The organism is Klebsiella terrigena (assembly GCF_012029655.1).
Taxonomy (GTDB): domain Bacteria; phylum Pseudomonadota; class Gammaproteobacteria; order Enterobacterales; family Enterobacteriaceae; genus Klebsiella; species Klebsiella terrigena.
In genome coordinates this window covers 1,943,841-1,970,180 of record NZ_CP050508.1, presented here as the reverse complement: position 1 = coordinate 1,970,180, position 26,340 = coordinate 1,943,841, and the positions used below count along the sequence as shown (strand labels likewise).

The following is a 26,340-nucleotide window of genomic DNA, read 5'->3' as shown; positions in this document are numbered from 1 at the left end:
AAACCCTCATTTTAAGTGCGGTGAATACATATCAGATATGAGTAATTTAGATTAATAATCTTTGGTGAGCGTAGCGTCATAAATAATGTGTTATTAGTTTTATTCATAACTGTTTTTAATTACATAACCTTTCATAAACGTGAAAGTTGGTATATGATTTATAATAAATTATATTTGTTAAAAACTCACCCTATGATTTCTTTAAAAAACAATGTAAATTTCAGTAGTGATTTCAGTTCTGACACCAGTATCAAACAGAAAAAAAAATGCCAACTTCATCGTTCAGAAGTTCAGAAGTTCAGAAGTTCAGAAGTTCAGAAGTTCAGAAGTTCAGAAGTTCAGAATATGTTTAAACACGCCCATAATACAGCTATAAATGATATAGTTTAGCCAAGGAGCTTTACATAAAAAGTTCAATGTCCATCTTGAAATTAAAATACTATAGGACAATTTACTTTTAGCTGGCAATGTTGGGATATCATCAGTCGATTTGCGACACACTTCATTATTTTAACATCATCAGCGTCAACTAAATGTTGGACTATATATCCTGTCGTTCGGCAGGGTAGTTTATAATTAAATGAAAAAATTGGCACTAGATAATACTTACAATAGGAAATGGTCATTGTGCAAAATATTGATATTCATGTACTTAGCATGGCCGCCGAATGGGCAGAGCAAGACGATATTTGGTTATGTACAGTACTAAGCACCTATGGTTCATCACCACGTCCACCAGGTACGATGATGGTCATTAAATCTGATGGTCGCTATCAGGGGTCGCTCTCGGGTGGCTGTATAGAAGAAGATTTCATCAGCCGAATTGCACGCAATGAAATTCTCCTCGCCACACAGGTAATACGTTATGGTGATGGTGGGTTAGTTCCTGATCGTGCGCTGCCTTGTGGGGGTATCCTCGATATTTTGGTAGAGAAACTCCCCTTTGGTCAAATAAGCATTGCTTATTTGCGCCGTATGCTAAATGCCATCAGCGGTGCGGAAACTCTGGAAAAAAAAATCAGTTTGCCACATGCTTGTTCTCTACTCCTTACTCGCCCGTATGCCAGCAACACCCTGGCATTTTACGATGAAAATACTGTTACTCTGACACTCGCCTCACCTCCACGAATAATTATTGCAGGTCTCTCCGTTGTTGCTATATATTGCGCTAATTTTGCTCTTGCCCTAGGTTTTGAAACATTGGTTTGTGAAAGTCGCGAAGACTTGTTAGCTAATTTTACCGATGGGCTCGAGTCAGGCGTCAAACTGTTACGTATTTTCCCAGCCATTTATCTTGAGAAAGAAGGTTGCCACCCAGGCACTGCAATTGTCTCTCTGACACACGATCCACGTATTGATGACCTAACCTTGATGGAAGCTGTAAATACAAAAGCCTTTTATATTGGTGCAATGGGTTCATTGCGTAATAGTAAGCGTAGGATTGAAAGGTTACGCGATATTGCAGAGTTATCAGAAGAACAACTAAATCGAATTCATGCTCCGATCGGCATGTCTATAGCCAGTAAAACACCAGCTGAGATTGCCTTAGCTGTCATGGCTGACATTGTACGTTATAAGAATGGTGCATTTAATCAGAAAATATGAATGCAATGATCGGTTTCTGATCAATCAACAAATCAATTAAACCTATAATAAGTGTGACTTCCATATCACATTTACAGTAAAAAACAATTAAACTAGAGGGTTATATTCCGATGCAGTCTAACGGCCACCATACCGTCATTCCATTTAGTTACTTTACTCGTTAAGTCCCAGTCAAGCATCGGCTTTATAATTAATTTTCCATACCAAGACATTCATAAATATGGTCATAATAACACACTCATGAATATGTTATTATCATGATGCAGTTAATATCTATAGTGGCGAGTTTTATTCTTCCAAGGTCTCAATATCTGCGTCACCATTACATCCTATCAGATTATGCAGATGCATTCAGGCCACACACTGCTTCGTCTAGCAAACCACGTCATAGTACTCCTTCACTTTGATCGATTTTTTATTAGCTCTACTTATCAACCGCCCTCTATATTAGACACCTCACCTCAGGAAAAATATTTTATTTAAATTGATTAACTAATCCATTCATATGTGGATTGTTCATTTTAAGATGACCTTTAGTTCCTAAAACACCTCAGCACATGCTTAATTACATACTACACATCCATTTTTATAACTAAAATATCAACTTAAATTACAGTAAAATTTAAATATTTTAACAGGGGGATTCATTATTAATAAGGAGATGGTGCCATGCGAAAATATAATTTATTTTTGAATTCCAAAAATCATATGCAGGACTGGATTACCATAGAGGAAGCTGTCCAAATAGCAAATAAAGAAACAAATTTAAACATTAAAGATAGCGACATTTACCGCCACGCCTTGTATGGGAATATCTGTCTTTCCATTTATTTCCAATCACCTATCATTCTTCGAAAAGTTAAAATATCCCACAATAAAATAACACTACATCATGTTAAAAATTCATCAATTCATAGGCTATGCTTAGTCGAAAACAAATGCTTCCTGAGTGGAAATAGCTTAATTATCAGTACCGAAGGCGAATATATCTCACCTACAGAGAGGATTATCGATACAAATTTGACAGGGTATGAGTATATAGAAATTCAGCGATTATTATCTCACTCACTTAACATCCCATTGCCTGTAAAAGGAGCAAATGATATAAATTTTGGTGTTTCTGTTATCTACTTAGGTGAGATCTTCCAAATATTCGAAAAGATTACATGGGAAGAAAGAATAAAAAATCAAATAATGCGATTACCTAACAATATCACACAATATCTTAATGAGAACGTTTTTTCAAAATACATAGATGATATTTATCATAAAGAATATTTCCCTGTTTATGACTTACCTCCGGATGCTTGTTTTGTTATCCGGCATGCTGAACTTGATAAACTAGTTAACATATGTACTAAAAACAAAAAGTTACCCATATGCTCACCCCGCATATCTACACCGTTGTCCCGTTTATTCTGGCTTGCCTGTAAGTATAATGGGACAATTTCTCCATTAATCACACAACCATATAAACTTTTGTCAATTTTCGAGCAGTGGGCGTCAGACGAGGGCATTACCGATCGGTTGAGTGGTGACACACTGAAGACTGCCCTTGAACGCGGCTCACCCTCTTCCATATCGGCACAAAAATAAGATGATGTCCCTTTTCTGTGTAAGTCCGTATTAAGGATTGTATTTTCCGTAATACGGGCTCATCAACTTTCTCCACACCACGACTTTGTGTTGTCGTGTTATCTCCCGGCTAGCGTTATATCTGCCACAGGAGAATACCGTGACATCTCATCAGTTATTACGTCTGAAACAGGTTGAAGAAAAAACGGGCTTGAAGCGCTCTCAAATCTATCTGTATATGAAAGACGGTACCTTCCCACGCTCAATAAAGATTGGCCCGGCCAGTGTCGCCTGGCTCGAATCGGAAATTGACGAATGGATCAATATTAAATTAGTCCGCCGCTCAATAGGCTGAAGGGAGAAAATACCATGATTATCCCATCACTGAATTACGCCGTATTAACCGATGCCCTGCATGCCTTGAAGGATGGCAACATTCGTTACTGCGAATCGCTAGGATTCACTTTCGATGAAATGAATGCCCTCAACCAATTATCACTAGACGAACTTTTTATCATCAGTCGGGAGTCTGCGCAGTTTTTGACTGTGACGGTTCATCACGACGCGTTACGCCTGCTTCTGGAGAAATCCCGTGAGGAGGTGCTGCAGCAACAGCGTATCAATCATGCCATCCGGCTTGGGGGGTCAATTGCGCTACTCAACAAGTATTTTGGCCTCACCTCCAACGAAGTTTGCCTTCGCCGCCGGTTACTGGGCGTCCGTGTGCCTTATGGCCGGACGCCAGAGCCGGACGAAGATACGGATGCGGCCATCTGGCGGCAATGGCAACAATGCCGGGTGGCCAACCTGGAATCGACCGATGCGCTGGCCGCCATGATGCAGGTAACGCAAACCCTGCTGGCGAAAGTCGAAGGATTGTCACTGACCATCGTCTGGAAGCGTATCGCACTTTGCGAGCGGGAGGCGTCAGACCGGAGGGCCGCACATGCCGGATGAGATCGACCGCGATCAGGAATTTAATGAACAACGGCTGGAGGAGATGATTGAACAGAGTCGTTTTAAGCCAGGGCCTACGCCATCATTATTCCATTGTCGTGTATGCGGTAAGCCCATTCCTGAAAAGCGACGGCTGGCACTGCCGGGCATAACCACCTGCACGGAATGTCAGGAAAAACTTGAACGCCGAAGACGTTAATAATGGTCACAGAGACATGCAGGAATATTTTCCCTGCATGTCTCTATCATTAACTATAAATCCACAGTCGTCTTTATTAGATATTTCACTTCCTTTTATTTACCCCAAAGCTTATCCCCCTCCACCGCTAATTTATCTCTCTCATTTTAACTTTGAATTTATCGTTCATATACCGCCCCGGATATCTGATCCTGAAAACCTCATTACATAATAGTTACCCGTATTGACGTTAATTCGCCTGGTTCGGGCACTGCTCTTTAAAAATAAGGTTCGGGCTGTCATGAAACCACAATTCAGGGTGCCGCTGAATGTTCTCGCTGACCCGTTAAAACCGGAATGCAGAATTGGAATGTGACCTATTTATTTCATGCACTGTTATTTTAATTAAAGGATATTCCATGAGAAAACCCATTTATCACGTATTTGTCACCCATGAAAGTCAGTCCGACCCACAGGGTGAAATAAACACCTGGTGGACGAAAGTCGGTGTGGCTTTTGCCCATCACGGTAAACCCGGCCTGAATGTGGTACTGACGCCCGGCATTGCCGTTTCCGGAAAGCTGGTGTTGCTTGAGCCCAGAGAAGAGAACGACATTTCGCAGGATACCGCCTCCGCTTAACCCGCTTTTATCCTTCCCCCGGCAGAGGCTTGGTCTATACCCGCCGGGCTGACTGTTAAGAGACCACCATGCTATCCACCACAGCCTTTCTTACGCTGTCGATGCAGTGCTCCGCCAGCGTTCACCCGTCGACGGCACTTGATGTGGCGCGGGTCGAATCCGGTTTGAATCCGTATGCCATCGCTGAAATTCTGCCCGGTGGCAAAGGCGTGACTTCACATTTCCCCACAAGCAAGGATGAGGCCGTCAGTCTAACCGGACGGCTGGCGGCAAAGGGCCGACGTTATTCGGTCGGGCTGATGCAAATCACCAGCACCAATTTCCGTCATTACGGCGTGACCGCCAGTGACCTTCTTGACCCCTGTACCAACCTGTCCGTGTTTGAGCACATCCTCACCGACTGCTACCGCCGCGGCGGTTCCCTCAAGCGTGCGCTCAGTTGCTATTACTCAGGAAATTTCACGACCGGTCAGCGAGCGGAATCCGCGTTTAACCAGACCAGCTACATCCAGCGCATCGGCTACACCGTGCCGTCAACGCGGGAAGACCGGCAGCGACCTCCCACCGAAAAGCTCGTGCCTGAAATCCATTACCCCACCGCCGTCATGCGTGGCGAGCTTACCGATAACGCCACGCCAGTTCTGACATCCCTGCGCTACCCCAACGCCGTGATACGCGGCGCGTTACCCATTCCCGGCCCCCAGGAGGAACAATGATGAAACGAAAACAGACTGACTTGCCCGTCCTCTCTTCCTTGTTAATGGCAAGCCCGGTGCTGGCAGCAGACAGCGGATTTAATAAAGCCAATGAGACGCTGAGCAACACCTCCACCGGCCTGCTCGGACTGGCCGCCGTCACCATCACGCTGGCCACCATGTGGGTGGGATACAAAGTCTTGTTTGACGGCAAGAGCCTGCATGACATGCGCAACGTCATCATTGGCGCCATCCTTATCGTCGGTGCGTCAGGTTTCGGTGCTTACTGGGCGTCATAAGGGAGGTAACGATGGGTACGCTGAACAAAGCGCTGACGCGGCCTGCCGCCATAGCCGGTATTCCCCTCGTGCCGTTCGTGATGGTCAGCGGGACCATCGTCCTGCTGGCGGTCTATGTCAGCTATTACCTGATATTACTGCTTATTCCTGCCTGGCTGGAGATGTAGGCAAAGGCCAGGACCGATATTCACTATTTCGGGCTGCTCTGGCTGGCCTTTAAAACCCGTGGCCGGTTTGGCACCAATAAACATTTTGGTGCCAACGCCCTGCTGGCAAACCGCTATGACGCCGTCGACGTTTCGGAGTTTATTGAAAAGATGAAGTTAAACGAGCGCGTTACGCTGGATAAGCATATTCCCTACTCCTCCCATATCCATCCCCAGGTAATAAGAAACCGCCAGGGTGATTTGGTTGCCAGCTGGGAGCTGGAGGGCTCCGTTTTTGAATGCGAGGACGAACATCACCTGACGTTAATGGCGACGCATCTCAATAACGTGATTCGTGCATATGAAGGCCTGCCAGTCACTTTCTATCTTCACCGTATCCGGGAAAAATACCACGATGCCTTTGATGCAAATTCAGGTATTCCCTTTTCTGATGAAGTGACCCGGCTGTATTCCCAGCCGATCAACGAAAAGCCGTTCTGGCGGCACCGGCTGTTTTTCACCGTCTGCTATGTAGCCTTCTCTCCGCTGGAGAAAAAGGCCATGAAGGCGCAGCCGTCCGGTAAACGCAAAGCGGCGCTGGATGATGCCCTGAAAGTGATGCTGGAATACCGGGATGCGCTGGCTTCGGCGCTGTCCCGCTATACGGCGACGCCGCTGGGGATGTATGAAGATAACGGGCGGGTGTATTCCGCCCAGCTGTCCTTTTATCACCGTCTGCTCACCGGCCAGTGGCAAAAGGTGGCGGTCACGCCTGCGCCGTTTTATGAAACATTAAGCACGCCGGATATCTTTTTTACCACCGACACCGCCGAGTGCCAGACCGTCGGCAGCTCCCGTTTTTTCCGCAGTCTGGAAATCAAAGATTACTCGCCGGAGACCGCGACCGGCCTGCTGGACGCGCTGCTGTATGCCGAAAGCGAGTATGTGCTGACGCAATCCTTCACCTGCATGGCCCGCGATGAGGCGCAGAAGCATATTCGCCTGGCGGAAAAGCGCCTGAATTCGGCGGATGACGACGCCACTTCACAGCGGGAAGAGCTGATTGTCCTGCGTGACCTGCTCCAGTCCGGGCATGTGTCCTGCGGGAAATACCACTTCTCCCTGCTGGTATCTTCAGACAGCCCCGAGCAGGTGGTGAAGGATACCAACGCGCTGGCGCAGCCTTTCGCCGACCTCGGCATCATGACGACGCTGTCCACGCTGTCGCTGCCCGCCGCGTACCTGGCGCAACTGCCGGGTATCTATACGCTGCGTCCCCGACTGGTGGCCGTCAGCAGCCAGAACTTTGCCGACCTGGCGAGCCTGCACAATTTTCATCCTCATAAACGAAACGGCAATCCCTGGGGCGATGCCATCGCCATCCTCAAATCCCCTGGCGGTGGCGGGTATTACCTGAACCTGCACGACAGCCAGAGCGGACGGGATGACTTCAACGAAAAAACGCCGGGTAATACGGCGATTATCGGGAAAACCGGCTCAGGGAAAACGATGCTGATGACCATGATGCAGCAACTGATGCAGAAGTACCGCAATCCGGCGACGTTCAGCGCCTCAGCCACAATTCAGCGGTTCACCACGGTGTATTTCGACAAGGACCGGGCAGCGGAGATGGCGATACGTCAGATGGGCGGGCGTTATTTTCGTATTCGCACCGGCGTGCCTACCGGTTTCAACCCGTTTTCGCTGGCCCCAACCCGGCGGAATATCAGCTTTATCAAACGACTGGTACGCATGCTGTGCCGCCGCAACGGCAAGCCGCTCGATCCGCGCGATGAGGAGCGCATCAGTGCCGCCGTGGATACCATTATGCTCGACTACCCGCCGGAATACCGCAAGTTCGGGATCACCCGGCTGCTGGAAGTCCTGCCGGAGCCGCCAACCGCCGACGCCCGCCTCAACGGGCTACGTATTCGCCTTAAACAGTGGGCGCAGGGCGGCGAGTTCGGCTGGGTATTCGACAATGAGGAGGACACCTTCAACATCAGCAACATTGATAACGTGGGTATCGACGGTACGGAATTTCTCGATGATGACGATATTCGCGGCCCCATCACGTTTTATCTGCTTTACCGCGTCACCAGCCTGCTGGACGGCCGCCGGCTGGTGATGTTCATGGACGAGTTCTGGAAATGGCTGGCCGATGTCGAATTTTCCCGCTTCTCGCTCAATATGCTGAAGGTGATCCGCAAGCTGAACGGCATCTTCGTCCCCGCCACCCAGTCACCTGACGAAATCGTCAAACACCCTATTGCCCCGGCGATTATCGAGCAGTGCAGCACGCAGATTTTTCTCGCCAACCCGAAGGCCAGCCGGGCAGATTACGTGGAAAAGATGAAAGTGCCGGAAAGCGTGTACGACATCGTCAGAAACCTCGATCCGGGTGAGCGCTATATGGTGGTTCTGAAAACGCCGTTACGCGGAGGTGAAACCCGGCCTTTTGTGGCGATGGCGAAAATGGATTTAGCGGGTCTCGGGAAACTTACCAAAATGCTGAGCGGGAGCGAAGACAACCTGAAGCTGTTCGACACCCTGTATCAGGAAGGTATGCCGCCTGATGACTGGAAAGCCGCCTTCCTTGAACAAGCCCTGTAATATTCATGACGGAGGTAATGAAAATGCGGTTCAGAAATATCATACTGGCATTATCGTTGTTTATTTCCACCCAGGCGATGAGCGCCGGAATACCGGTATTCGACGCCGTACAGAATACCGAATCCATGAATCAGTGGATCCAGAAACTCCAGCAGTGGCAGGAAACCGTCACCCATTACAGAAGTGAACTTGATGCCTACAAGCAGCAATTAGCCACGGCAACGGGCGTGCGGGACGTTCAGGCATTTCTCCGCGAGGCCAAAAGTCTGAAAACCGATATTGATAATCTTCGTCAAAACGGTATTTCACTGGATGACCTGCTGAGCAACCAAAGCGGGTCATATTCGTCTGAACTGAATAGCTTGTATAACAAATATAAAACGTTCGATACCTGTAACCCGTCCAGCGCTTCACAACGCTATCTGGACAGCTGCAAACAGATGATCCTGAATCAAGCCGTAGCAATAGAAAATACGTCCGAGGTTGAAAACAAGATCACGGGCACGCTCGGTGATATATCAGATTTATCAGACCGTATTGCTAATGCGCAGGATTCGAAAGAGTCACAGGACCTGGCTAACGCCATCGCGGCCAAAAGCGTACAATTGAATGCGCTGACCAGCCAGTGGGAGATGTCTGTCAAACAGGCTGAACAGCGAACAACGCTGCTGGAGCAGCAAAAACAGAAGGCCTTTGAGCAACAGCAATTAACTGCGCCCGTTGCCGATCTGAACTCTCTATAGGGAGGTTAACATGTTAAAGCCCGTATTAATCTTGTGCGTCATGTCAGGCATTCTCGTCTTATCCGGTTGTAAAGAGACGAAATCAGAAGCCTGGTATAAAGAACATCCCGATGACACCTATAAGGTCTATACGCAATGCCTCAGGGATGGCGAGGCAAGCGACAACTGCGAGTTTGCGCACCGGGCAGCACTCATGTTTGCCCAGGCAGGAAAACCCGGCATCAGGGAAAAATTCGAGACACTGTTTCAGCAGGAAGCCCAAAAAAGAAAATCCGTCACTCAGTAAGATCCCCGCCAACAAAAACAGGGATCCTTCCCTGTTTTATCCCCTGTCTGTTCCTGACTAATGAGAGGCACCATGTCCGGTGGTATTTTTGTTGGTATGGACAAAAACATCATGGATGGACTTAACGCCGTGTTAGAAGGTCAGTCTTCTACCTACGGCACCCTGATCAGTGCGATTATCGTCAGTTCCTTCACCCTGTTTATTACGTATCGCGGGTATCAGACGCTTGGCGGCAAACTCCAGACACCGGTTGAAGATGTTGTCTGGGATGTGGGGCGCATGTTGCTGATCACCACCTTTGTTTTAAACCGCGATGGCTGGCTGGATGCCATCATTGCGGCCATTGAAGGGCTTAAGGACGGCATCAGTGGCGATGATAATGTCTGGGCACTGCTCGATACGGTGTGGGAAAAGGCACAAGCGCTGGGGCAAACGCTGTTTAATCTCGATACCGCCACCTACGTTAAAGTGAATGGCGGCTTTGCCGAGGTGTTGGTCTGGGCCGGTGCAATCGTTCTGTTACTCGCTGCAACCTTTGTCAATCTGCTCGCCGAAATCACCATTCTGTTAATGACCACCACCGCCCCACTCTTTATTTTCTGCCTGCTGTACGGTTTTCTTAAACCCATGTTTGATAACTGGCTGAAAACACTATTTACCGCAATCTTAACGATCATGTTCTCTGCCCTGTCTGTCCGGATCGCCATCAACTACCTGAATAAAATACTGGATGCCGCCACAGCAACGTCTGCTGAAAGCAATATGGTCACCCTGGCGGCGCAATGTTTGCTGGCCGGGATTGCCGCAGGCGTCGTGGTGTATTTTTCAGCGAAAATAGCCACTGCGCTGAGCGGTGCCGCCGTGCAGGCCGTGTTACAGGGTGCCGCCATGAGCGGACTGAACGGACTGGCGGGCAAATCTGCCGACGTCGCCAGACCCGGCATAAAGGCCGGGGGCCGACTGACCGCCAAAGGTGGCATGGCCGCAGCAGCGACAACCGGCAGGTTCATTGCCGCAGGGGCGGGCAAAACCGTGAGCGCCTGGCAGAAACGTGCCACCGCCATTGAAAGCATGAAACGCCAGAATCAGCAGCGCCATCGTTAATCCTCCCGACCGCTAATTTCTTTTCTCCGTCACGCCGTGGCCTCTGCCAGCCGTGAGGCCTTCCTGCATTAATCCGATAAGAGGCTTCCATGAAATTCAGCATCTTGCTTCTGGTGCTGTGCGCGCTTACGGGCTGTGCGCAGCATCAGGGCGACCTTCCGCCGGTGTCCGGCGATCCCCAGCCGGTGAATTCCCCCGCCATGATCCAGGAGCTGACTCACCATGTCTGATATTCAGCACATCATTAATGTCTCGCGCTCTTTTGAATCCATCCTGCTGGAAAAAGAAGAGCGTTCCCGCAAAACTGCCTGGCGGGTGGCCGCTGCCGGGCTGATTCTGGCTGCACTGGCAATTACGGCCATTCTTATTCTGCTGCCGCTGAAAACCACTGACATTGAATTATGGTCGGTGGACAAACAGACCGGTCGTTATGAGTATATGACCCGCCTTAAAGAGCGGGATATGGCGTCTGAAAAAGCGCTGGCCCATTCACTGGCGGCACACTATGTCAGACTCCGCGAAGGGTATAACTATTTCGCCCTCCAGCGTGATTATGACGACGTACAGCTATTTAACAGCGACAACGTGAACCGGGATTATCTGGATGGGTTTAACGGCGACCAGGCTCCGGACGTTATTTTTAATAAAGCCGAATATGTCGTCTATATCGACATTATTTCCAATGTGCACGCGCCTGCCACCGGGCAGGATAACCTGGCAACCCTGCGTATCAAGCGTACCCTTCGCCGTATTTCTGATAATTCAGTGAAAACGGACTTCTGGAATATCCGACTCACTTATCGTTATGTCCCGCATCAGCAACTGACGGACAGCCAGCGTGAAGTGAACCCGCTGGGCTTTATCGTCACCAGCTACCAGCGCGATAAAGAACTGAGGAACGAATGATGCTGAAAAACATCCTGCTCCTGACAGGCTTACTGGCATCATGCGCGGCATGGAGTGCCGCCACCCCGCGTGGCAGTGGCTATGACAGCCGGATGCAGAACGTATCGTATAACAGCCAGAACGCCACCGTGGTGAATACCCGCCCTGGCTACGTCACCACACTGCTGTTTGACGACGATGAAGCTGTGATTGATGCGCAAGCGGGTTTTCCCAAAGGCTGGACGGTAACGAAGAGTGATAACCGGGTAGGCGTCAGCCCGAACCCCATCACCCAGCCGGTGACGGACGCCAGCGGCAATAACGTCAGCCAGGTGTTCCTGCCCACGGCAAAGGACTGGAAGACCAACCTCTTCGTGGTGACCTCAAAGCGTGATTACAGCCTGGAGCTGAACGTGCTGGACCACGATTCCCCCGCGCAGGCATTTGTTATTCGTTACCACTATCCGGCCGAGGTTCTCCAGCAATCCGCCGCCGCCAGCGCCGCGCGTCAGACGCAGCAGCGTGAAAGACGGGAAAAGCAGCAGATAGCGGCAGCATTCGGACAGCCCAGCACGCCGCGCAACTGGCGCTACACCAAACGGGTCGCCGCCGGTTCGACCTCCATCGCGCCGGATTTTGCCTGGGACGACGGTCGTTTTGCTTATATCGGTTTTTCCCCCATCAGAACCCTGCCTTCCGTTTTCCGGGTGGTTAACGGACGGGAGCAGGCAGTCACGCCCCGGACAGTTAAGCAGGGTAATTACACCGTGATGGTGGTTCCGGCAGCGCCACAACTGGTGTTGCGTTACGGCACCTCGGTGGTGGGGATCGAAAACGACGGATTCGGGCGCATCCCGATAACCCGCAGCGACACTGTTTCACCGTCCGTTACGCTGGAGGCGAAATGACCGATAAACCTGTCCCGGATGAACCGGAAAAAACCACCGCAGAGCGGGAAGCGGAAGCCCGCGAACGCGCCCGTGCGACAATGGCGTATCAGGAGCCGGAGCAGAAAACACCACCCGGCCAGCCGGAAGTGAGCCGTTTTCGTAAGGCATCCGGTCGCCGTACGCTGATCGTCAGCCTGCTGAGTCTGGCGCTGGTGATCGCCCTGGCATCCGGCGGCGATCGGATTTTCAGTGCATTGAAAGGGGGTAATGAGAAAGAAGCCGACACCGCGCCGCCACACTCTGCCGGGGCTGCGCAGCAGGAGCGTAAAAATCTGGGCATGGACAGTAACCCGTTTGGCCTGTTCGGGCCGGAAAGACAGAAAGCCACTGCCCCTGCCAGCCAGACCGTCACTCCCGCACCCACCCTGCCACCGGCCCCACCCGCCCTGAACAAGGCAGCCGCGCTGGCTGACGGGCTGAACAACGCCCGAACAATGCCGGGTGATAATGCACGCACGTCCCCGGGTGAAACGCGCAGCCACGCAGAAACATCCGACAGTGGGTCATCATCCACGACGTACACATCCTGCCCGTCAGTACTGACCCGAGGAAAGGATGGCAGCCTTCGCTGCACGGATACTGCCGTGCCGGAAACGGGTAACAACGGCAATCCGGGCGTCGCCCGAGTCACTGGCGTCAGACGGTTGGGTCTCGATCCTGATCTCTATATCCCGGTGGACCGCTATATCCCGTGTTCGATGATGTGGCGCTTCGTGTCCGATGCCGGGGGGCATATTTCCTGCCTGGTCAGTGAAGATGTTTACAGCGCCAGCAACCATGTGACGCTGATCCCGGCGGGAACGGTCGCCCGTGGCATCTACCGCACCGGGGCGCTGCAACACGGACGCAGCCGGATGTTTGTGCTGTGGACGGAGCTGCGCACGCCTGAGCCCGGCAGCCTGCAAATCCCGCTAACTGATACGCAGGCCAGCGGCCCGCTCGGCGAAGCGGGGATCTCAGGCTGGATCGACAACCATTTCTGGGAGCGCTTCGGCAATGCCCTGATGCTCAGTACCGTGCAGGACGTGGTTGCGGCGGCGTCGGATGCTGCCCCGGGGAAAGACCGCAATACCGACTACACCGAAAACACCCGCGCAGCCACGGCGGAAATGGCGAAAACGACGCTGGACAACAGCATCAATATCCCGCCCACCCTGTACCTGAATCAGGGTGATGTCATCGGGATCATGACCGGCACCGACATTGATTTCTCATCCGTCTGGCAGCTGCGACTGAAAAAGAGGTGGTATGAACGCTGAAAACCTGTCGCTGGATTTTATGAAAAACCAGCTGTTTGGTGAGTTTATTGCGCAGGACGGCCTGACGGAAATTGCCGTTAACCGGCCGGGTGAACTCCATACCAAAATCCGGGGGAAATGGCAAAAACATGATTCCCCGGTTACGCTGCGTCAGTGTTACGCCTTTGCCAGAGCACTGGCGTCGTGGCAGGACGATAATATCGACGACACCTCGCCGATCCTTTCCGCCACGCTTGAATCAGGCGAGCGCATTCAGGCCATCATTCCCCCGGCCTGTGAGCGTAATACCGTGTCTATTACGCTGCGCAAACCCTCATTCGGGCAGAAAACGCATCAGTCATGGATTGATGCGGGATTTTATAACCGGGTAAGCGGTAAGGAGCGAACGGAAGGCAAAGATGTTGAACTGACCCGCTATTTTCAAGGTGGGGAAATTTCCCGCTTTATGGAAAAAGCGGTGGAATACGGCAAGACGATTTTTATCGTCGGTGAAACCGGATCCGGTAAAACCACCTATATGAAATCGCTGCTGCACCATATTCCCCGGCACCTCAGGCTGACCACCATCGAGGATAGTCCCGAAATCCGCTTCTATCACCACACCAATTATGTCCATCTCTTTTATCCGGCGGATGCCGGGGATAATGCCATTGTCACGCCCGGCAGACTGATACGCGCCAATTATCGTATGAACCCTGACCGGATATTACTGGCAGAAATTCGCGGTCGGGAAGCCTGGGATGCGCTGAAAATCGTTGGTTCCGGACATGAGGGATTAATGACCTCCCTGCATGCGGGCAGCCCGGAAGAATGCATTGAAGGGCTCATTGACCGCTGCTATGAAAACCCTGACTGCCGGAACATGCCTTTCGACGTGCTGTTACGCAAGGTGCTTAAGAGCATTGATGTGATAGTCAGCATTGATATTCACGGTGACATACGTCGCATGAGTGATGTTTATTTTAAACCCCTTAATCTCAATGGCATGAAAGGTATATTCAGTAAAGGGCTTCAATAAATAACATATCGAAACACACAACCCTCGTTTAAATATGAAGGTGACCGAAATGAAAAAAGTAATACCCTCCGCATTATTATTCTGCATTATGGCGTCATATTCAACCTTCGGCATGGCCGCTGACGCCTGTGAAGTGGTGTTATGCATGTACGGTAAAGCCACCGGGAACGGCGGCGGCAACGAATGCCATTCTGCTGAACGCACATTCTTTAATATCGTCAAAAAGAACAAGCACGGTTTTCTGCCGGACCACACTGCCGATGCCAGAAAATCGTTCTTACTTGAGTGTGATTCGGCAGACCCGGCAATTATCAGCCAGATAATCAGTAAATTTGGCCGCATGCGTGGTTAATTAACGGAGGTAGTCATCATGACAAAACCGGGTTTTATTCAGCATCCCAGGACACATCAGCGCGGGGATTCCATGCGCGCAGCCTGTGTTATTGAGCACATTGAAAATGAGGCGATGCACGGATGCGGCCTTTATTATGAAATTTATCACTACCGGGTTGTCTGCAGGTTATTGCAGTTGCTGCAAACGCTGAACGCCACCGACAGAATAACGCTGACAGAGGAAGCTAACCTACGTGGCTTTACGCTGGATGAAACCAGCATTAAAGAAAGTCGTCAGTGTTATTCCGACATCATCAGGGAAGTCCGTGAGAGCCACTATTAATCCCTGTATTAATTTTATTCGCAGGTCCCCTATAGCGCCAAAATATTTCAGCCGAATCAGGCTTAAGGCGTGGCTGTTTTCAGGTTTTTACGGCCCGGCACATTTTTCGCGGATTAAGGCGTGAAGAAATGCGGGCTGTAAAAATGAGGCAGCGGACAGAATTATTTTCGCGGGTTAAGGAGCGAAAATAGTTCAGGCACCGCGCCTCACCGGCAAACAGCCGCGCCCACGCGGATTTTGCCGGCCGGGGGGAGCCGAATAAATTTCGCCGCCCCAGCGAGCGAAAAGCTGTCGCCCACGACAGCGCTTTATTTGGGGGGCGTAAGCCCCGCACACCGTCGCGGCTAAGTCTCCGGCCAAAAGCCGGTAGCGTGGCGCGACCACCCTCTTTAAAGGTCAGCTTCCCTTTTATTCCCGCTGCGAGGAACGAGCAAAGGGAAGAAAAAGGCGAAAGCGACCGTCTTAAAGGGGGTGGTCGCGCGTAGCGAGCGACGGTGTGCCGCCTTTGACCCTGGGGGTTTTGGCGTGGCGTCCAGCCGCGACATTACCCCCATGCGCCAGTTCATAAGGGCGTCCAGCCCGCATGAACTGGCGCACGCCGTTTCGTACCGGGAAGCTTGCTTTCCGGCACATGGCCGCAATGCGGCCACCTTCTTCGTCCCGGACGTTCGCCCCGCCTTTTCGCCCGACACCACGGGGCGAACTGACGGGGCGATGTCATGGGGCGAACCGCTGACGAAGGAGGCAACGTGATTTTGAATAAGCTGGCCGTTTCACTGTCGCCGATAGTGAATGGCGCGCTGAGCTTCATTGCTTTTATGCAACAGCATCAGCTGATGCTGGCGCTGTTATCGGGGCTGACGATGCCGTTTTTCGCGTCGATGAAAAGCGATGAACGGCAAAAAGCCCCGTTGTGGCAAAAGCTGATTATTGCTTTTTCCCTGCTGTGTTTTCTTTGCGGTACGATGGCCCCGGTTGTTATCTGGATTTTCCAGCGGCTTTATAAAGGCCGTGTAGTCACCAGCATTCCCGTTCTGGCATGGCCGGTGCTGATTGCCTTTACCGTAACGGGTTTTATTTTGCATATTCTGCTGCGCAGGGTATTAACACCTGAGTTAGACAAAATAAAGAAACGCCTCGTCAGAAAAACCACGCTTGAACGGGAATTACGCACCGATGTCCGTACGGTGAAATCACTGCTGCCGGAAACACTGCATTATAATCCGCTGGATTATATCGACCTGAACAAAGGGTTATTTATCGGCATGGACCGCGATGTTCAGCCGATGTATCTGCCGTTAAAAGACTGGCAAAAACAACACGCGGATATTATCGGCACCACAGGAGCTGGTAAGGGCGTTGCCACCGGGATATTACTTTATCAAAGTATCCTGGCCGGTGAAGGGGTATTTGTTATGGACCCCAAGGATGATGAATGGGCCCCCCACCTTTACCGTAAAGCCTGCGAGGATGCAGGCAAACCCTTTGCCTTAATTGACCTGCGAAAACCCCAATACCAGTTAAACCTGATTGAAGAGATTAATGCCGATGAGTTGGAAGAGCTTTTTGTTGCCGGTTTCAGTCTGGCAGAGAAAGGTCAGGAGTCGGACTTTTATCGCATTGACGACCGGAAAGCGGCCCGGATAGCCGCGCAGTTTGTCAACCGTAATACTTCCTCAACCATTCGGGATGTTTATAACGGCGACTACGTTCAGGGTATTGCCGATAAGATAAAAGCCTTCTTCGGGAAAATTGAAGAACTGGCTTTACTCAATGCCATTAATGCCCCCACTGGATTTTCGCTTAATACGATATTTGAGGAAGGCGGTTGCTGTTATGTGATTGGCTCAATGCGCAACAGCAAAATCATTACCGCGCAGCGCATGCTACTGGTTCGCCTGTACCAGCTGGCAGAAAGGCGCGAGCGAGTGAAAGACGTGCCCCGCCCCATTGCTATTTATCTTTCCGAACTGAAATACCATTTATCCAGGCCCGCGCTGGAAGGCTTAGGCGCGGCGCGCGATAAAGGCGTGCATATTATTATGGACCATCAGTCGATTGCCGATTTAAAAGACTGCCCGGCAGATTTGAAAGGCGACGCCGTTGTCGGCGCGGTCGTTGAAAATGCCAAATTCAAACTGGTTTATCGCGTTATGGACCCGGATACCGCTGAATGGGTGGCGAGGATGTCAGGCACTATATTAGTCGATGATGAGGTCCGCAAAGCGAAAACCGACGCCGTGCTGACAGAGACTATCGACAGTGAACGCACCATCAGGCAGGCCGAGCGTTTCTTTACCGACAGCAATATGATCCTGAACCTACCCGATTTTGTCAGCTTCATCTTCACGACAAAAACTCTCCCCTCTGCTTCGCTGATTTCGCCCATCAGGGTGAAGAAACGCGAACTGGAGATCTGTGCCGTGCCGCCCGCGATTGCCGCCAACGCAGCAACAATAAACATCGTATTGGATTTTAGCGAGGAGGAAACATCCTCCGTATCCGTATCAATGCCGGAGATCACCACAACGCGGCCCGATCTTTTTTTTGATGAGATGGGCGAAAAAAACACGACAACACCGAATACCAACAAAGAAGAAAACCCGTCATGGCTGGATTTTTAAAGGGGAAATGATGCTCATCACCGCATACCGCGAACGCCAGACGCGACACCGCGAAAAAATACAACGACTGCTGAATTTCCTGAAGGAAGAAACGTACAGTGACTTTAAAACGCTGATGCTGCTGTTCGGCTTCCGGGATCATAAATCACTGTATTCCCTGCTTTCAAAAGTCGAGGGCATGGGCTTAATACAAAAGCACGTCCTGGTATCGCGCACCATGAAAATTTCATTGTGGGGCATAACCAGTGACGGACTGGCCGTTGTGTTAACCCCCGACGATGTGCTTTTTCCGGCGCGGTTTGAGCCTTCAAAAATCACCGGCTGGACGCTGGAGCATCACCTTGATAATCAGGCGGCCCGGATTATCCTTGAGCAAAAAGGCGCATCCGGGTGGGTAAACGGCGATCGCACGACCTTCCTCAATCGTTATCAGGTCAGTCACCGCCCGGACGGGTTGATCACCCTCCCCGGCGGCACCGTGATCGCCATTGAGACCGAGCGCCGTCTTAAAACCAAAGCCCGTTATCAGTCGATCATCGCCAGTCATTTGCTTGCCCGAACCCGTAAAGACTGGATTTACGTTTTTTATATTGTGCCGGATCCGCAGAAAAAGCGCGGCCTTGAACGGCTCTTTGACAGCATCAGGCACGTCATCGTTAACCACCAGCACATCCCGCTGGAAACCCGCCACCGGAATGTCTTCCGCATCTATACGCTCGACGAGCTGCAACGGCTCGATGTAGACCACGGCATATAGTTCTTCTCTATCACTTACTGCCCCAACCCACCCAACCAGCAGTGCAACTGCCTGAAATAATACCCCTCGAAATACTCCCCCACCATCAGAATAGACAGGACTCCAGAATGAACAGAGAAACTGACCGACTTTCGGACGTACTGACCGAAATGAGCGCAAAAGCGCTGGTGACATGGATGACGCAATCGGCATTACAGGACATACCGCGCGAAGCATTACTGGTTCGCGGCCACGATTTTGTCTATGCCCTGCACGCAAATTTTGTGCTGCTGCGTGATGTTCTGTCAGAAACACTGGAAGATATTGAGCAGCGGAGCCATGATCTCGAAGAAAGATTGGATAATCTGGAACAGCGGCTGCAGACGCTCCAGGCAGTTGCTGGTAACAGAGAATAGCTGCCCATTCAGTCCTATCTGTGTGACTTGCTTTATTCCACTGTAGAGACAGAACTGTTCGGTGCTCGCCTGGCTGCGCTCCGCCTCACTCATGTCTCTACTGCGTTACTGGTTAAGCCTATAGCCGCATTCCTTTGCGGCTCTTTCCTGCTTAGATATTATCCATTAAATAACGATGCGCTTTCGAGGCTGCGCTAGCGGCCTTGAAAATATAGCGTTTGTCGTTCTTCAGTGCTTTCAGCCAGGAAGCGATATAGCTTTCATGCTGGACCTCTCCGACAATCCCCAGATCCGCCATCAGGAACGCGCTTCCCAGCTCGGCGATCAGCTCCTCAAAAGCATAATTCTCACTGCCAAACTTTCCTTTCATTTCACGGTTCAGCCGGCTTTTTGCCCCGCTCCAGTGAACCAGCTCATGCAGTCCGGTGGCGTAGAAATTGGCGGCATCGGTAAAAAGACAACGTTCAGGTAAACGGATTTCATCGGTTGACGGTGCAAAAAAGGCGTTTTGTCCCTTCTCAATGATGGTTGCACCACTGTTACGGAAAAGCGCTTCCACCTGCGGTAACGGCTCAAAGGTCTCTGCCGGGAAAACGGCTTCGTCACTCAGCGGCAAACCATCAATTTGCTCAACATTAAACACGGTGAACGTCTTCAGCATCGGGATAAAGTCAGTTTCTCCGTCGTCATTTTCCTTTTCCAGGGTCGTATAGAAAATGGCTGTTGTGCCATGTTCGCCTTTACGCACCTGCCCGCCTTCCACTTGCGCCTGTTTGTAAGTCATCCAGCGGGAATCGCTGAAACCCTGTTTAGATGCGCTGCACCACAGCAACATGATATTCATGCCACTATAAGCCACACCAGTGGCGTAATTAGAAGGCAGACCAGACATGCCATCTACACGTTGCCACGGGCAAGACCACGGTTTTACACCGGCTTCTAGCGCAGAAATGATGCTGTCAGTAACGGTCTGATAAATGTCGGTTCTGGTTTGCGAAAATTTCGTTTTTGAGGAGCCTGACGGGTCCAGCGGGGATACGCTGGTCGCCGCTGCGGTGTTAGGGGCGCTAGTCTGGGTATGCAGGGAAATCGTCATGGTTTTTTCTCCGTCAGTGGTGTGAATTTCGTCTTCGTATCGCCTGACGGTTCGTTTTCCCGGCATCGTTCCGGCCAGCAAGGGCGCAGAATGCGTGCCATTTACCCTTGCGGGAAGGGTTGTGCTGGGAAACGATTAACCGGAAGCAGATACGAGAATGGAAATCACGCGGGAGAAAAAAATGCCCCTGCATACTCGGGCGTAGCGCCCCTTAGACCACAGCGGTGAAAGGGTTTGAGCTTGGATTGGAATATAGCTGATAGCGATCAGTAATGTTGTTAAAGGGAGATAGAGATCCTTAAATGACCATTTTGCTCAGATATTCATAAAAGGAGGTTATCCACGATTCCGTGTTGTTGAAATTAAGATTAATAATTCCCGATTACAGCACCTGTTGAATAGTACGTAAGCAGTTTTCCATGAACCAAGTACCTAAAACATCCCGTTAATGACCTTGCGATGCTGAACATAATGGTGACCGACTTATTACGATCGTTCAGAGGAAAGCAAAGGTGAAGTTAGTTCCCATGCGGCGTTGGGATTTTCGTAATGAAAAATCAATGTATTTACATGAAAAATATAATAAAATATATTGCTGAATACAGCGTGGCAATGTCCGCATCTGCCGCAGAGTTGACTGCCAGATTCGATTGATCACAGTTCCGTTGTAGAAGCATTGCTGTACGGTGCTGGGCTCTGGTAACGTGCCGCCTCAGCCATGCCCCGTTATCAGTTAGCCCCCCGGCATCAGATTTTCTGGTGGCTGATTCCAGCAGCCCGGACTTTCGCTGTCGAAAAACTCGATGCGGACATGTGGTCCCAGATTATCTCTGATTAATTGGTTAACTCTGGTGCAATAAGCCTGATCCCCCCGAAAAACAGATAAGGCGACGCGTTGAATTCTTGTTTTCGCCATACGTTTTAGCAGATGTACGTCATGCTCACCCATCCCCCAACCTAAAATCACCAGATTTTCACGCGATTCGGTGAGAACTTCACGGTAAACTGTTGAAAGATAATAGCTACTCTGAATAGAACTAACCTTCTGCTCATACGTTCCTTCGCTGACAAATAGCGGAACAACTTCCTCGCTTTGCCAACGTTCCAGAATTGATTCGAGTAAGCCAGATCCTCGGATATGGATTTTATGTTCCTGTTCAACACGGTTTCGACATAGTATAAGGCTGCCGTGTGGATAAAAAACAAGCGTATTAGATTGTTCATTTCCAAGCATTCCTCTTAACCGTTGCCAATCCTGCTCAAAAAGACCTCTGGCAAGAAAGCAGTCCTTAAATCGATGATGATCGTTGATATCCAGACCATATGTCATTGTCCAGTAAACGATCAGATCATAGTTAAGCGAAATAACCGTTTTGAATCTTTTCAGAAACTCGTAAATGTATGGCAGTTGTTCATCAACTTCATCATGCTCAGGATGCACATCTCGTACAGCCTGAATAAGGCATTCGCGGATTCGGAGGTAGGCCTCATGGGTGCGAGCATCTTCAATTTCTAAAGATTTATTGACGTTAGACGCCTGCCAAACAATACGCAGAATAAGTTCGAAATCTTTAGTTTTAAAAAAGCCAAAAAGTCTTCGTACATCTGCCTCCAGACTCTCTCTTTGCGTGACGTTTTCAAACAGAGATCCATATGCAAAGCGAGGACTGACGGCGATGCTTGCGCCGTTGCCCAGTAAAATAGTCCCATCGTATCGTGGTGCTAGCTCAGACCAGGGGAGAATGGTAAACGACATTTTAGCTATCCGCTCCAGTAGTGAATTTTTTTAAAAAAAAACAATTTACAGCGCAGGTGCTGACTGTTTGCATTTTTTCGTATTCGTATCAACAGCCTCACTTGCTGAAGGCAAAAATTTATCTTTTTTTTCAGTCAGTTTCTGTACTTTTCTACACAGCCCGTACATTTATCCATATAGATATTATCTTCATGATTTTATAGAATATCCAGTTAAGAATATCCCTTTCAGGAAATTGATCGATGCCCCGATTCAGCAATACTATTTTATGGTCAGGTCATGAGCACTAAAGCCGTCACTAACGACAATAATTTAATGGAACCTCACGAGGCGGGATTCACTTTCTATGAGTTTTTCGCGGGCGGCGGTATGGCCAGGGCTGGGCTGGGTAAACAGTGGCAATGCCTTTTCGCCAACGATATGGACCCCATAAAAGCATCGACCTACATCGAAAACTGGAGCGACGAACATTTCGACATACGCGATGTACGCGAAGTTGCCCCCGATGAACTGCCGCTCCACGCTGATTTAAGCTGGGCCTCATTTCCATGCCAGGATTTATCGCTGGCTGGCAATGGCCTGGGAATTGGCGAAAGAGATTCCAGCGCGGATGAAACCACGCGTTCCGGCGCGGTATGGCCGTTTCTCGATTTAATAAGCAGGCTAGGTGAGGAAAACCGTAAACCGCCGATTCTTGTTCTTGAAAATGTTCTTGGGTTACTGACGCTGGATCAAGGGAGTCATTTCGCCGCGATATGCCATCAGTTAAGTAAAACGGGCTACCGATATGGCGCAATAATTATTGATGCAAAGCACTTTCTTCCACAGTCTAGGCCCCGTGTATTTCTTGTGGCGATTAGTCGCAATGTTTCCATTCCCGAATGCTTGGTTTCAGAAGAACCTATCTCGCAATGGCATTCACCTTCGCTCCTTCGCGCCTGTGATGCGCTGGCGAAGGATGCTCGCAATGACTGGATCTGGTGGTCGCCTGGCAATATGCCAGACACCAGAACGAAGGAGCTGGACGACTTAATCGATTTTGAAGACGAAAACGCGCTATGGCATTCTGTCGATGAGACACAACGGCTTATCAGTATGATGGCACCGGCGAACTTGGTGCGCCTGGCAAACGCGCAGGCCTCCGGCAAGTCAATAACAGGCAGCCTTTATTTACGCATGCGCAAAGAAAGAGGCGTCAACCGGCAACGGACCGAAATTACGTTCTCGGCCGTTCTTGGTTGCCTTAGGACGCCAAAAGGCGGGGCTTCTCGTCCTCGCATTATCGTTGTCAAAGGCAATCAGGTGAAAACGCGCTTGTTGTCGGTCAAAGAAGCGGCAGCGTTAATGGGGTTGCCGGATGATTTTATTCTCCCGGAGGCGTATCAGTCGGCGTTTAAAGTGATCGGTGACGGCCTCGCCGTTCCTTCCGTACGTTTTCTGGCCGAACGTATTCTGGAGCCACTGGCTATGGCCATCCGAATTAATACCCACCGGACGGAGGATATTCGCGAATGAACTGGACGTCGCTCGTTACGCCAGATGGCTGGGAAAGTAAACTGATCGATTATTTTCTCCGGTTCGGCACCGACGGCGATGCGCAGGATATTCGCTGGTTTGAAGTTACGCCGGAGACGCTCGCGGCGGCATTCGCCGACAGCGGCGTTAGCGCGTATGAAATTGAAGAAGCGTTTCGAACCTGTATGTCAAAAATACGGGATCTGCCGCAGCGCCTTGAAGGCGGCATGATGGAAAAGTCGACTCGTCGATCGCCCGGATATTTTACTTATCTTGTCATGACCTTGCTTATTAGCAGTCAATTCGACGCTCAGGAAGAACGTAATGAGTTTCGTCTGAAGCTACAGAACTGGTTGCGAACCGGGCATAGCTTTCAGAACTTATCCGGCGTCAACGCGATGTGGGAGGCATTAGCAGAATGGCTTAACCAACGTATTCAGGAAGGCGAGTCCTATAGGCGTCTTATCCTTCCGCCGCGGGATCGCTGGGTTCAGATCGGTCACACCTTGCGGTTTGCATTCCCGAATAAAGCAGATCTGCGCCTGATGAGCGAATGTCTCGAAAGCTATCCGCAAGCCGCCGATAACCCACGCCAGTTAATCGAATACTTTCAGATTGTTATTCAAAGACAAAGCGTTTCTCATGCGCTGAAAGAGGCTTTCGCCGAATTCAGAGACGCGTGGTTTTTGGGGCGCCGCGCGCTGTTCGATATGCCTTTCTGGCGCCTGCGTCAACGGGCGGTCGGGATATCGTCCTGTATAACGAAGCATCAGACCATCATTGATATGTATGTCGACTTCGACGGTTCGCGATGTTATTTCAGTAGTGCAGGCGAGAGAGACGAAAGCGTTTTTCATCCTACGTTATCCAAAGCCCTTAACGCCCGGGACGCCGGGAGCAGCGAAAATCTGGGGAAGGCGACGCAGGCCGGTTTACTATTTTTTTATGAGATTGGGCACGGGCGCTGGAGAGCGAAACCGTCTCCCGACGTATACTCGCAACGGTTTCATATCGCCTTATCCAGTAAACATTCCGTACAGATGAGCAAGCGCCTCAACGGTTATATTGCAGAGGCCGATTGGATTTTAACGGCTCAGCCGCTGAACCAAGTTTCAGCGATGGATATATTTCGCTCACTAAGATCCTGTTTGAGTATTCAGGATGATGACGTTACGCGCCCTCAGTTATACGGTGGAATACGAGTAGCTGGCGGATGGCTGGGATTACCAGCGTTTTTGCCTTCTGTTGAGTCAGATACGCGACGCTACAAAATATATTCATCCCGGAATGATGGAGCAGGAACTAACGTTTCTATAATAGATGGTCGTCTGATTTCTTTTGTGTCGCTTAGTGGTGAGTTCTTCATCGAGCCGATGCTTGAAGTGGGGGAAAAAACGCCGCCATGGCGGCGTCGCGCGCGTTTTTTTACCCGCGCCGTACCACACCCAACTTTAGGCGAAAGCGCAAGATACCGGTTTGAACCTCTTTGCGACTGGTCGACGCCTTCACCAAAGGCACCGATGTTTAATTTCGAAGAACTGTTACAGTGGGAAGATAGCGAAGCATGTTGCGATCATCTTCTGGAGGCGATTTACGCCAGCGGAGCCAGCGGCTGGGAAGAAGCAGAGTTATTCGCGCTTCTCAAGCATGTGGATGGCAGCATCAACATATGGCATTTGATTCGTTGTTTACATCATGCGGGTCTGATTCAGCCACGTTTGCGCCCTGGGTGGAAAGGTCGGGTATGGACGCTCGTTAAACCTTCGTTGCTTTATGTTCGCAATGGAGAAAATAGTCTGATTATTGTGGAAGGTGCAGTCTGCGCCAGTCTGATTGATGATTTTCAAAAAGCGGTCGCCGGGCTGGGCGGAAAAAGTTTTCGTCGCTGCGGCGTAAGCCCCTGGTCGCCACCTGTATTTGGGTCAGTACTAGCTAATCCTATTGCGTTATCCCAACGTATGGGATGGCCGCTTATCGAAGCACCGTCGTCATCCGATACAACACCACTTTCACTGGTCTCGACGGAACGCGCAGCTGAACTACACGAGCCAGCGGCGGTCTGGAACTGGCGTTCAGGAAGATTTCAGCAGTATGGTTCCCTAGAGAAAGAATCAGCGTCCCTGTCACTTCATATTCATCCTGGTGGGCGAGATCATGATATCTATCGGGTCATTTCCGGACGAAAAACGATGAATTATCTTTCCCGAACCGCCGCTATTATCGCCGCAAGCGCGAAAAACCGGGAACCCGTGTTTGAACGCGTGGCCAAAAATAATTTGCTATGCCTTATTAAGGATTGCGGCCTGCCCGACGCGCTTGCCGCGGGAATACGGCGTCAAGCGCTAAGAAACGGAGGCCCAATAGACTCCGGCTTCGCCTATCCTGTCGATGATGCCGCTTTCCTCTGGCTAGAATCACTGCTTCCGGGATGTTTCTATTCCCTCTTGCCAGAAGACGAAGGCGATATAAGCCGCTTAGTTTCCGCCAGTCGTCATTCCGGCGGAAAAATACGTCTGATATGGCGAAATGGTCGGCTAACGCTGACTCCGGGATTATAAGGAAAATTA

25 protein-coding genes and 1 pseudogene are annotated in these 26,340 nt (G+C 50.4%); 24 read left to right on the top strand and 2 right to left on the bottom strand.

All coding sequences use genetic code 11. The features are described from left to right. Nucleotides 1-627 precede the first annotated feature (627 nt). The 22 genes and pseudogenes from HCK03_RS09215 (at nucleotide 628) to HCK03_RS09110 (ending at nucleotide 19,406) form a co-directional block, all read left to right on the top strand. The gene (locus tag HCK03_RS09215) at nucleotides 628-1,605 is read left to right on the top strand and encodes an XdhC family protein (RefSeq protein ID WP_167691454.1); all 978 of its coding nucleotides are present in this window, start codon (nucleotides 628-630) and stop codon (nucleotides 1,603-1,605) included. Between the two features lie 669 nt (nucleotides 1,606-2,274). Next, on the top strand, nucleotides 2,275-3,201 hold the full coding sequence (locus tag HCK03_RS09210) for a hypothetical protein (protein ID WP_167691453.1): 927 nt from the start codon (nucleotides 2,275-2,277) through the stop codon (nucleotides 3,199-3,201). A gap of 139 nt (nucleotides 3,202-3,340) precedes the next feature. Further along, entirely contained in the window at nucleotides 3,341-3,535 is a 195-nt protein-coding gene (locus HCK03_RS09205; protein WP_009635172.1) for an AlpA family transcriptional regulator, read from the top strand. Between the two features lie 14 nt (nucleotides 3,536-3,549). Further along, the gene (locus tag HCK03_RS09200) at nucleotides 3,550-4,137 is read left to right on the top strand and encodes a DUF2857 domain-containing protein (protein WP_167691452.1); all 588 of its coding nucleotides are present in this window, start codon (nucleotides 3,550-3,552) and stop codon (nucleotides 4,135-4,137) included. Further along, complete coding sequence (locus HCK03_RS09195; protein WP_015689816.1) at nucleotides 4,127-4,336, top strand: TraR/DksA family transcriptional regulator; 210 nt, start codon at nucleotides 4,127-4,129, stop codon at nucleotides 4,334-4,336. The genes HCK03_RS09200 and HCK03_RS09195 overlap by 11 nt, the downstream gene beginning before the upstream one ends. A gap of 398 nt (nucleotides 4,337-4,734) precedes the next feature. After that, nucleotides 4,735-4,956: a hypothetical protein gene (locus HCK03_RS09190; protein ID WP_167691451.1), complete on the top strand. Its 222-nt coding sequence runs from the start codon at nucleotides 4,735-4,737 to the stop codon at nucleotides 4,954-4,956. Between the two features lie 68 nt (nucleotides 4,957-5,024). Then, entirely contained in the window at nucleotides 5,025-5,672 is a 648-nt protein-coding gene (locus HCK03_RS09185) for a lytic transglycosylase domain-containing protein (protein ID WP_167691450.1), read from the top strand. Beyond that, nucleotides 5,672-5,950 (top strand): TrbC/VirB2 family protein, encoded by a 279-nt coding sequence (locus HCK03_RS09180; RefSeq protein WP_167692413.1) that lies wholly within the window; start codon nucleotides 5,672-5,674, stop codon nucleotides 5,948-5,950. The genes HCK03_RS09185 and HCK03_RS09180 overlap by 1 nt, the downstream gene beginning before the upstream one ends. An 11-nt stretch (nucleotides 5,951-5,961) precedes the next feature. After that, nucleotides 5,962-8,709: pseudogene (locus HCK03_RS09175) on the top strand (VirB4 family type IV secretion/conjugal transfer ATPase). Nucleotides 8,710-8,732: 23 nt separating this feature from the next. Further along, nucleotides 8,733-9,452, top strand: a complete 720-nt coding sequence (locus HCK03_RS09170; protein WP_167692412.1) for a TrbJ/VirB5 family protein — start codon at nucleotides 8,733-8,735, stop codon at nucleotides 9,450-9,452. Nucleotides 9,453-9,462: 10 nt separating this feature from the next. After that, complete coding sequence (locus HCK03_RS09165; RefSeq protein ID WP_167691449.1) at nucleotides 9,463-9,738, top strand: EexN family lipoprotein; 276 nt, start codon at nucleotides 9,463-9,465, stop codon at nucleotides 9,736-9,738. A 72-nt stretch (nucleotides 9,739-9,810) separates the two neighbouring features. Continuing rightward, the gene (locus HCK03_RS09160; protein ID WP_167691448.1) at nucleotides 9,811-10,842 is read left to right on the top strand and encodes a TrbL/VirB6 family protein; all 1,032 of its coding nucleotides are present in this window, start codon (nucleotides 9,811-9,813) and stop codon (nucleotides 10,840-10,842) included. Between the two features lie 89 nt (nucleotides 10,843-10,931). Then, nucleotides 10,932-11,072: a hypothetical protein gene (locus HCK03_RS09155; RefSeq protein ID WP_009635182.1), complete on the top strand. Its 141-nt coding sequence runs from the start codon at nucleotides 10,932-10,934 to the stop codon at nucleotides 11,070-11,072. Further along, nucleotides 11,065-11,748, top strand: a complete 684-nt coding sequence (locus HCK03_RS09150; protein ID WP_167691447.1) for a VirB8 family type IV secretion system protein — start codon at nucleotides 11,065-11,067, stop codon at nucleotides 11,746-11,748. Before HCK03_RS09155 ends, HCK03_RS09150 begins: the two co-directional genes overlap by 8 nt. Further along, a complete protein-coding gene (gene virB9, locus HCK03_RS09145) occupies nucleotides 11,748-12,635 on the top strand; it encodes a P-type conjugative transfer protein VirB9 (protein WP_167691446.1) in 888 nt (295 codons plus the stop codon). The genes HCK03_RS09150 and virB9 overlap by 1 nt, the downstream gene beginning before the upstream one ends. Further along, a complete protein-coding gene (locus HCK03_RS09140; protein WP_167691445.1) occupies nucleotides 12,632-13,936 on the top strand; it encodes a TrbI/VirB10 family protein in 1,305 nt (434 codons plus the stop codon). The genes virB9 and HCK03_RS09140 overlap by 4 nt, the downstream gene beginning before the upstream one ends. Beyond that, the gene (gene virB11 / locus HCK03_RS09135; RefSeq protein ID WP_167691444.1) at nucleotides 13,926-14,954 is read left to right on the top strand and encodes a P-type DNA transfer ATPase VirB11; all 1,029 of its coding nucleotides are present in this window, start codon (nucleotides 13,926-13,928) and stop codon (nucleotides 14,952-14,954) included. The genes HCK03_RS09140 and virB11 overlap by 11 nt, the downstream gene beginning before the upstream one ends. 49 nt (nucleotides 14,955-15,003) lie before the next feature. Continuing rightward, nucleotides 15,004-15,306 carry a TrbM/KikA/MpfK family conjugal transfer protein gene (locus HCK03_RS09130; RefSeq protein WP_167692411.1) on the top strand — a complete coding sequence of 101 codons (303 nt, stop codon included), beginning with the start codon at nucleotides 15,004-15,006 and terminating at the stop codon, nucleotides 15,304-15,306. A gap of 18 nt (nucleotides 15,307-15,324) precedes the next feature. Next, nucleotides 15,325-15,630 carry a hypothetical protein gene (locus tag HCK03_RS09125; RefSeq protein WP_167691443.1) on the top strand — a complete coding sequence of 102 codons (306 nt, stop codon included), beginning with the start codon at nucleotides 15,325-15,327 and terminating at the stop codon, nucleotides 15,628-15,630. 749 nt (nucleotides 15,631-16,379) lie between these two features. After that, nucleotides 16,380-18,254 (top strand): type IV secretion system DNA-binding domain-containing protein, encoded by a 1,875-nt coding sequence (locus HCK03_RS09120; protein WP_167692410.1) that lies wholly within the window; start codon nucleotides 16,380-16,382, stop codon nucleotides 18,252-18,254. Nucleotides 18,255-18,264: 10 nt separating this feature from the next. Beyond that, on the top strand, nucleotides 18,265-19,011 hold the full coding sequence (mobC, locus tag HCK03_RS09115) for a MobC family replication-relaxation protein (protein ID WP_167691442.1): 747 nt from the start codon (nucleotides 18,265-18,267) through the stop codon (nucleotides 19,009-19,011). A 107-nt stretch (nucleotides 19,012-19,118) separates the two neighbouring features. Then, entirely contained in the window at nucleotides 19,119-19,406 is a 288-nt protein-coding gene (locus HCK03_RS09110; RefSeq protein WP_167691441.1) for a hypothetical protein, read from the top strand. 151 nt (nucleotides 19,407-19,557) lie between these two features. On the opposite strand, the gene HCK03_RS09105 is transcribed toward HCK03_RS09110, so the two are convergent. Further along, nucleotides 19,558-20,502 carry an ArdC family protein gene (locus tag HCK03_RS09105; protein ID WP_167691440.1) on the bottom strand — a complete coding sequence of 315 codons (945 nt, stop codon included), beginning with the start codon at nucleotides 20,500-20,502 and terminating at the stop codon, nucleotides 19,558-19,560. Nucleotides 20,503-21,235: 733 nt separating this feature from the next. Next, nucleotides 21,236-22,258: a DUF4917 family protein gene (locus tag HCK03_RS09100; RefSeq protein ID WP_167691439.1), complete on the bottom strand. Its 1,023-nt coding sequence runs from the start codon at nucleotides 22,256-22,258 to the stop codon at nucleotides 21,236-21,238. Nucleotides 22,259-22,537: 279 nt separating this feature from the next. Between HCK03_RS09100 and HCK03_RS09095 the strand changes: the two genes are divergently transcribed. Continuing rightward, complete coding sequence (locus HCK03_RS09095; protein ID WP_167691438.1) at nucleotides 22,538-23,773, top strand: DNA cytosine methyltransferase; 1,236 nt, start codon at nucleotides 22,538-22,540, stop codon at nucleotides 23,771-23,773. After that, complete coding sequence (locus tag HCK03_RS09090; protein ID WP_167691437.1) at nucleotides 23,770-26,331, top strand: hypothetical protein; 2,562 nt, start codon at nucleotides 23,770-23,772, stop codon at nucleotides 26,329-26,331. The genes HCK03_RS09095 and HCK03_RS09090 overlap by 4 nt, the downstream gene beginning before the upstream one ends. Nucleotides 26,332-26,340 lie beyond the last annotated feature (9 nt).

What these genes read in the sequence shown, in the direction of transcription:
- HCK03_RS09160 (WP_167691448.1), top strand. Translation starts at nt 9,811, where the DNA reads ATGTCCGGTGGTATTTTTGTTGGTATGGACAAAAACATCATGGATGGA.
- virB11 (WP_167691444.1), top strand. Translation starts at nt 13,926, where the DNA reads ATGAACGCTGAAAACCTGTCGCTGGATTTTATGAAAAACCAGCTGTTT.
- HCK03_RS09105 (WP_167691440.1), bottom strand. Translation starts at nt 20,502, where the DNA reads ATGACGATTTCCCTGCATACCCAGACTAGCGCCCCTAACACCGCAGCG.
- HCK03_RS09210 (WP_167691453.1), top strand. Translation starts at nt 2,275, where the DNA reads ATGCGAAAATATAATTTATTTTTGAATTCCAAAAATCATATGCAGGAC.
- HCK03_RS09090 (WP_167691437.1), top strand. Translation starts at nt 23,770, where the DNA reads ATGAACTGGACGTCGCTCGTTACGCCAGATGGCTGGGAAAGTAAACTG.
- HCK03_RS09125 (WP_167691443.1), top strand. Translation starts at nt 15,325, where the DNA reads ATGACAAAACCGGGTTTTATTCAGCATCCCAGGACACATCAGCGCGGG.
- virB9 (WP_167691446.1), top strand. Translation starts at nt 11,748, where the DNA reads ATGCTGAAAAACATCCTGCTCCTGACAGGCTTACTGGCATCATGCGCG.
- HCK03_RS09130 (WP_167692411.1), top strand. Translation starts at nt 15,004, where the DNA reads ATGAAAAAAGTAATACCCTCCGCATTATTATTCTGCATTATGGCGTCA.
- HCK03_RS09110 (WP_167691441.1), top strand. Translation starts at nt 19,119, where the DNA reads ATGAACAGAGAAACTGACCGACTTTCGGACGTACTGACCGAAATGAGC.
- HCK03_RS09140 (WP_167691445.1), top strand. Translation starts at nt 12,632, where the DNA reads ATGACCGATAAACCTGTCCCGGATGAACCGGAAAAAACCACCGCAGAG.
- HCK03_RS09195 (WP_015689816.1), top strand. Translation starts at nt 4,127, where the DNA reads ATGCCGGATGAGATCGACCGCGATCAGGAATTTAATGAACAACGGCTG.
- HCK03_RS09180 (WP_167692413.1), top strand. Translation starts at nt 5,672, where the DNA reads ATGAAACGAAAACAGACTGACTTGCCCGTCCTCTCTTCCTTGTTAATG.
- HCK03_RS09185 (WP_167691450.1), top strand. Translation starts at nt 5,025, where the DNA reads ATGCTATCCACCACAGCCTTTCTTACGCTGTCGATGCAGTGCTCCGCC.
- mobC (WP_167691442.1), top strand. Translation starts at nt 18,265, where the DNA reads ATGCTCATCACCGCATACCGCGAACGCCAGACGCGACACCGCGAAAAA.
- HCK03_RS09150 (WP_167691447.1), top strand. Translation starts at nt 11,065, where the DNA reads ATGTCTGATATTCAGCACATCATTAATGTCTCGCGCTCTTTTGAATCC.
- HCK03_RS09200 (WP_167691452.1), top strand. Translation starts at nt 3,550, where the DNA reads ATGATTATCCCATCACTGAATTACGCCGTATTAACCGATGCCCTGCAT.
- HCK03_RS09165 (WP_167691449.1), top strand. Translation starts at nt 9,463, where the DNA reads ATGTTAAAGCCCGTATTAATCTTGTGCGTCATGTCAGGCATTCTCGTC.
- HCK03_RS09170 (WP_167692412.1), top strand. Translation starts at nt 8,733, where the DNA reads ATGCGGTTCAGAAATATCATACTGGCATTATCGTTGTTTATTTCCACC.
- HCK03_RS09100 (WP_167691439.1), bottom strand. Translation starts at nt 22,258, where the DNA reads ATGTCGTTTACCATTCTCCCCTGGTCTGAGCTAGCACCACGATACGAT.
- HCK03_RS09155 (WP_009635182.1), top strand. Translation starts at nt 10,932, where the DNA reads ATGAAATTCAGCATCTTGCTTCTGGTGCTGTGCGCGCTTACGGGCTGT.
- HCK03_RS09190 (WP_167691451.1), top strand. Translation starts at nt 4,735, where the DNA reads ATGAGAAAACCCATTTATCACGTATTTGTCACCCATGAAAGTCAGTCC.
- HCK03_RS09095 (WP_167691438.1), top strand. Translation starts at nt 22,538, where the DNA reads ATGAGCACTAAAGCCGTCACTAACGACAATAATTTAATGGAACCTCAC.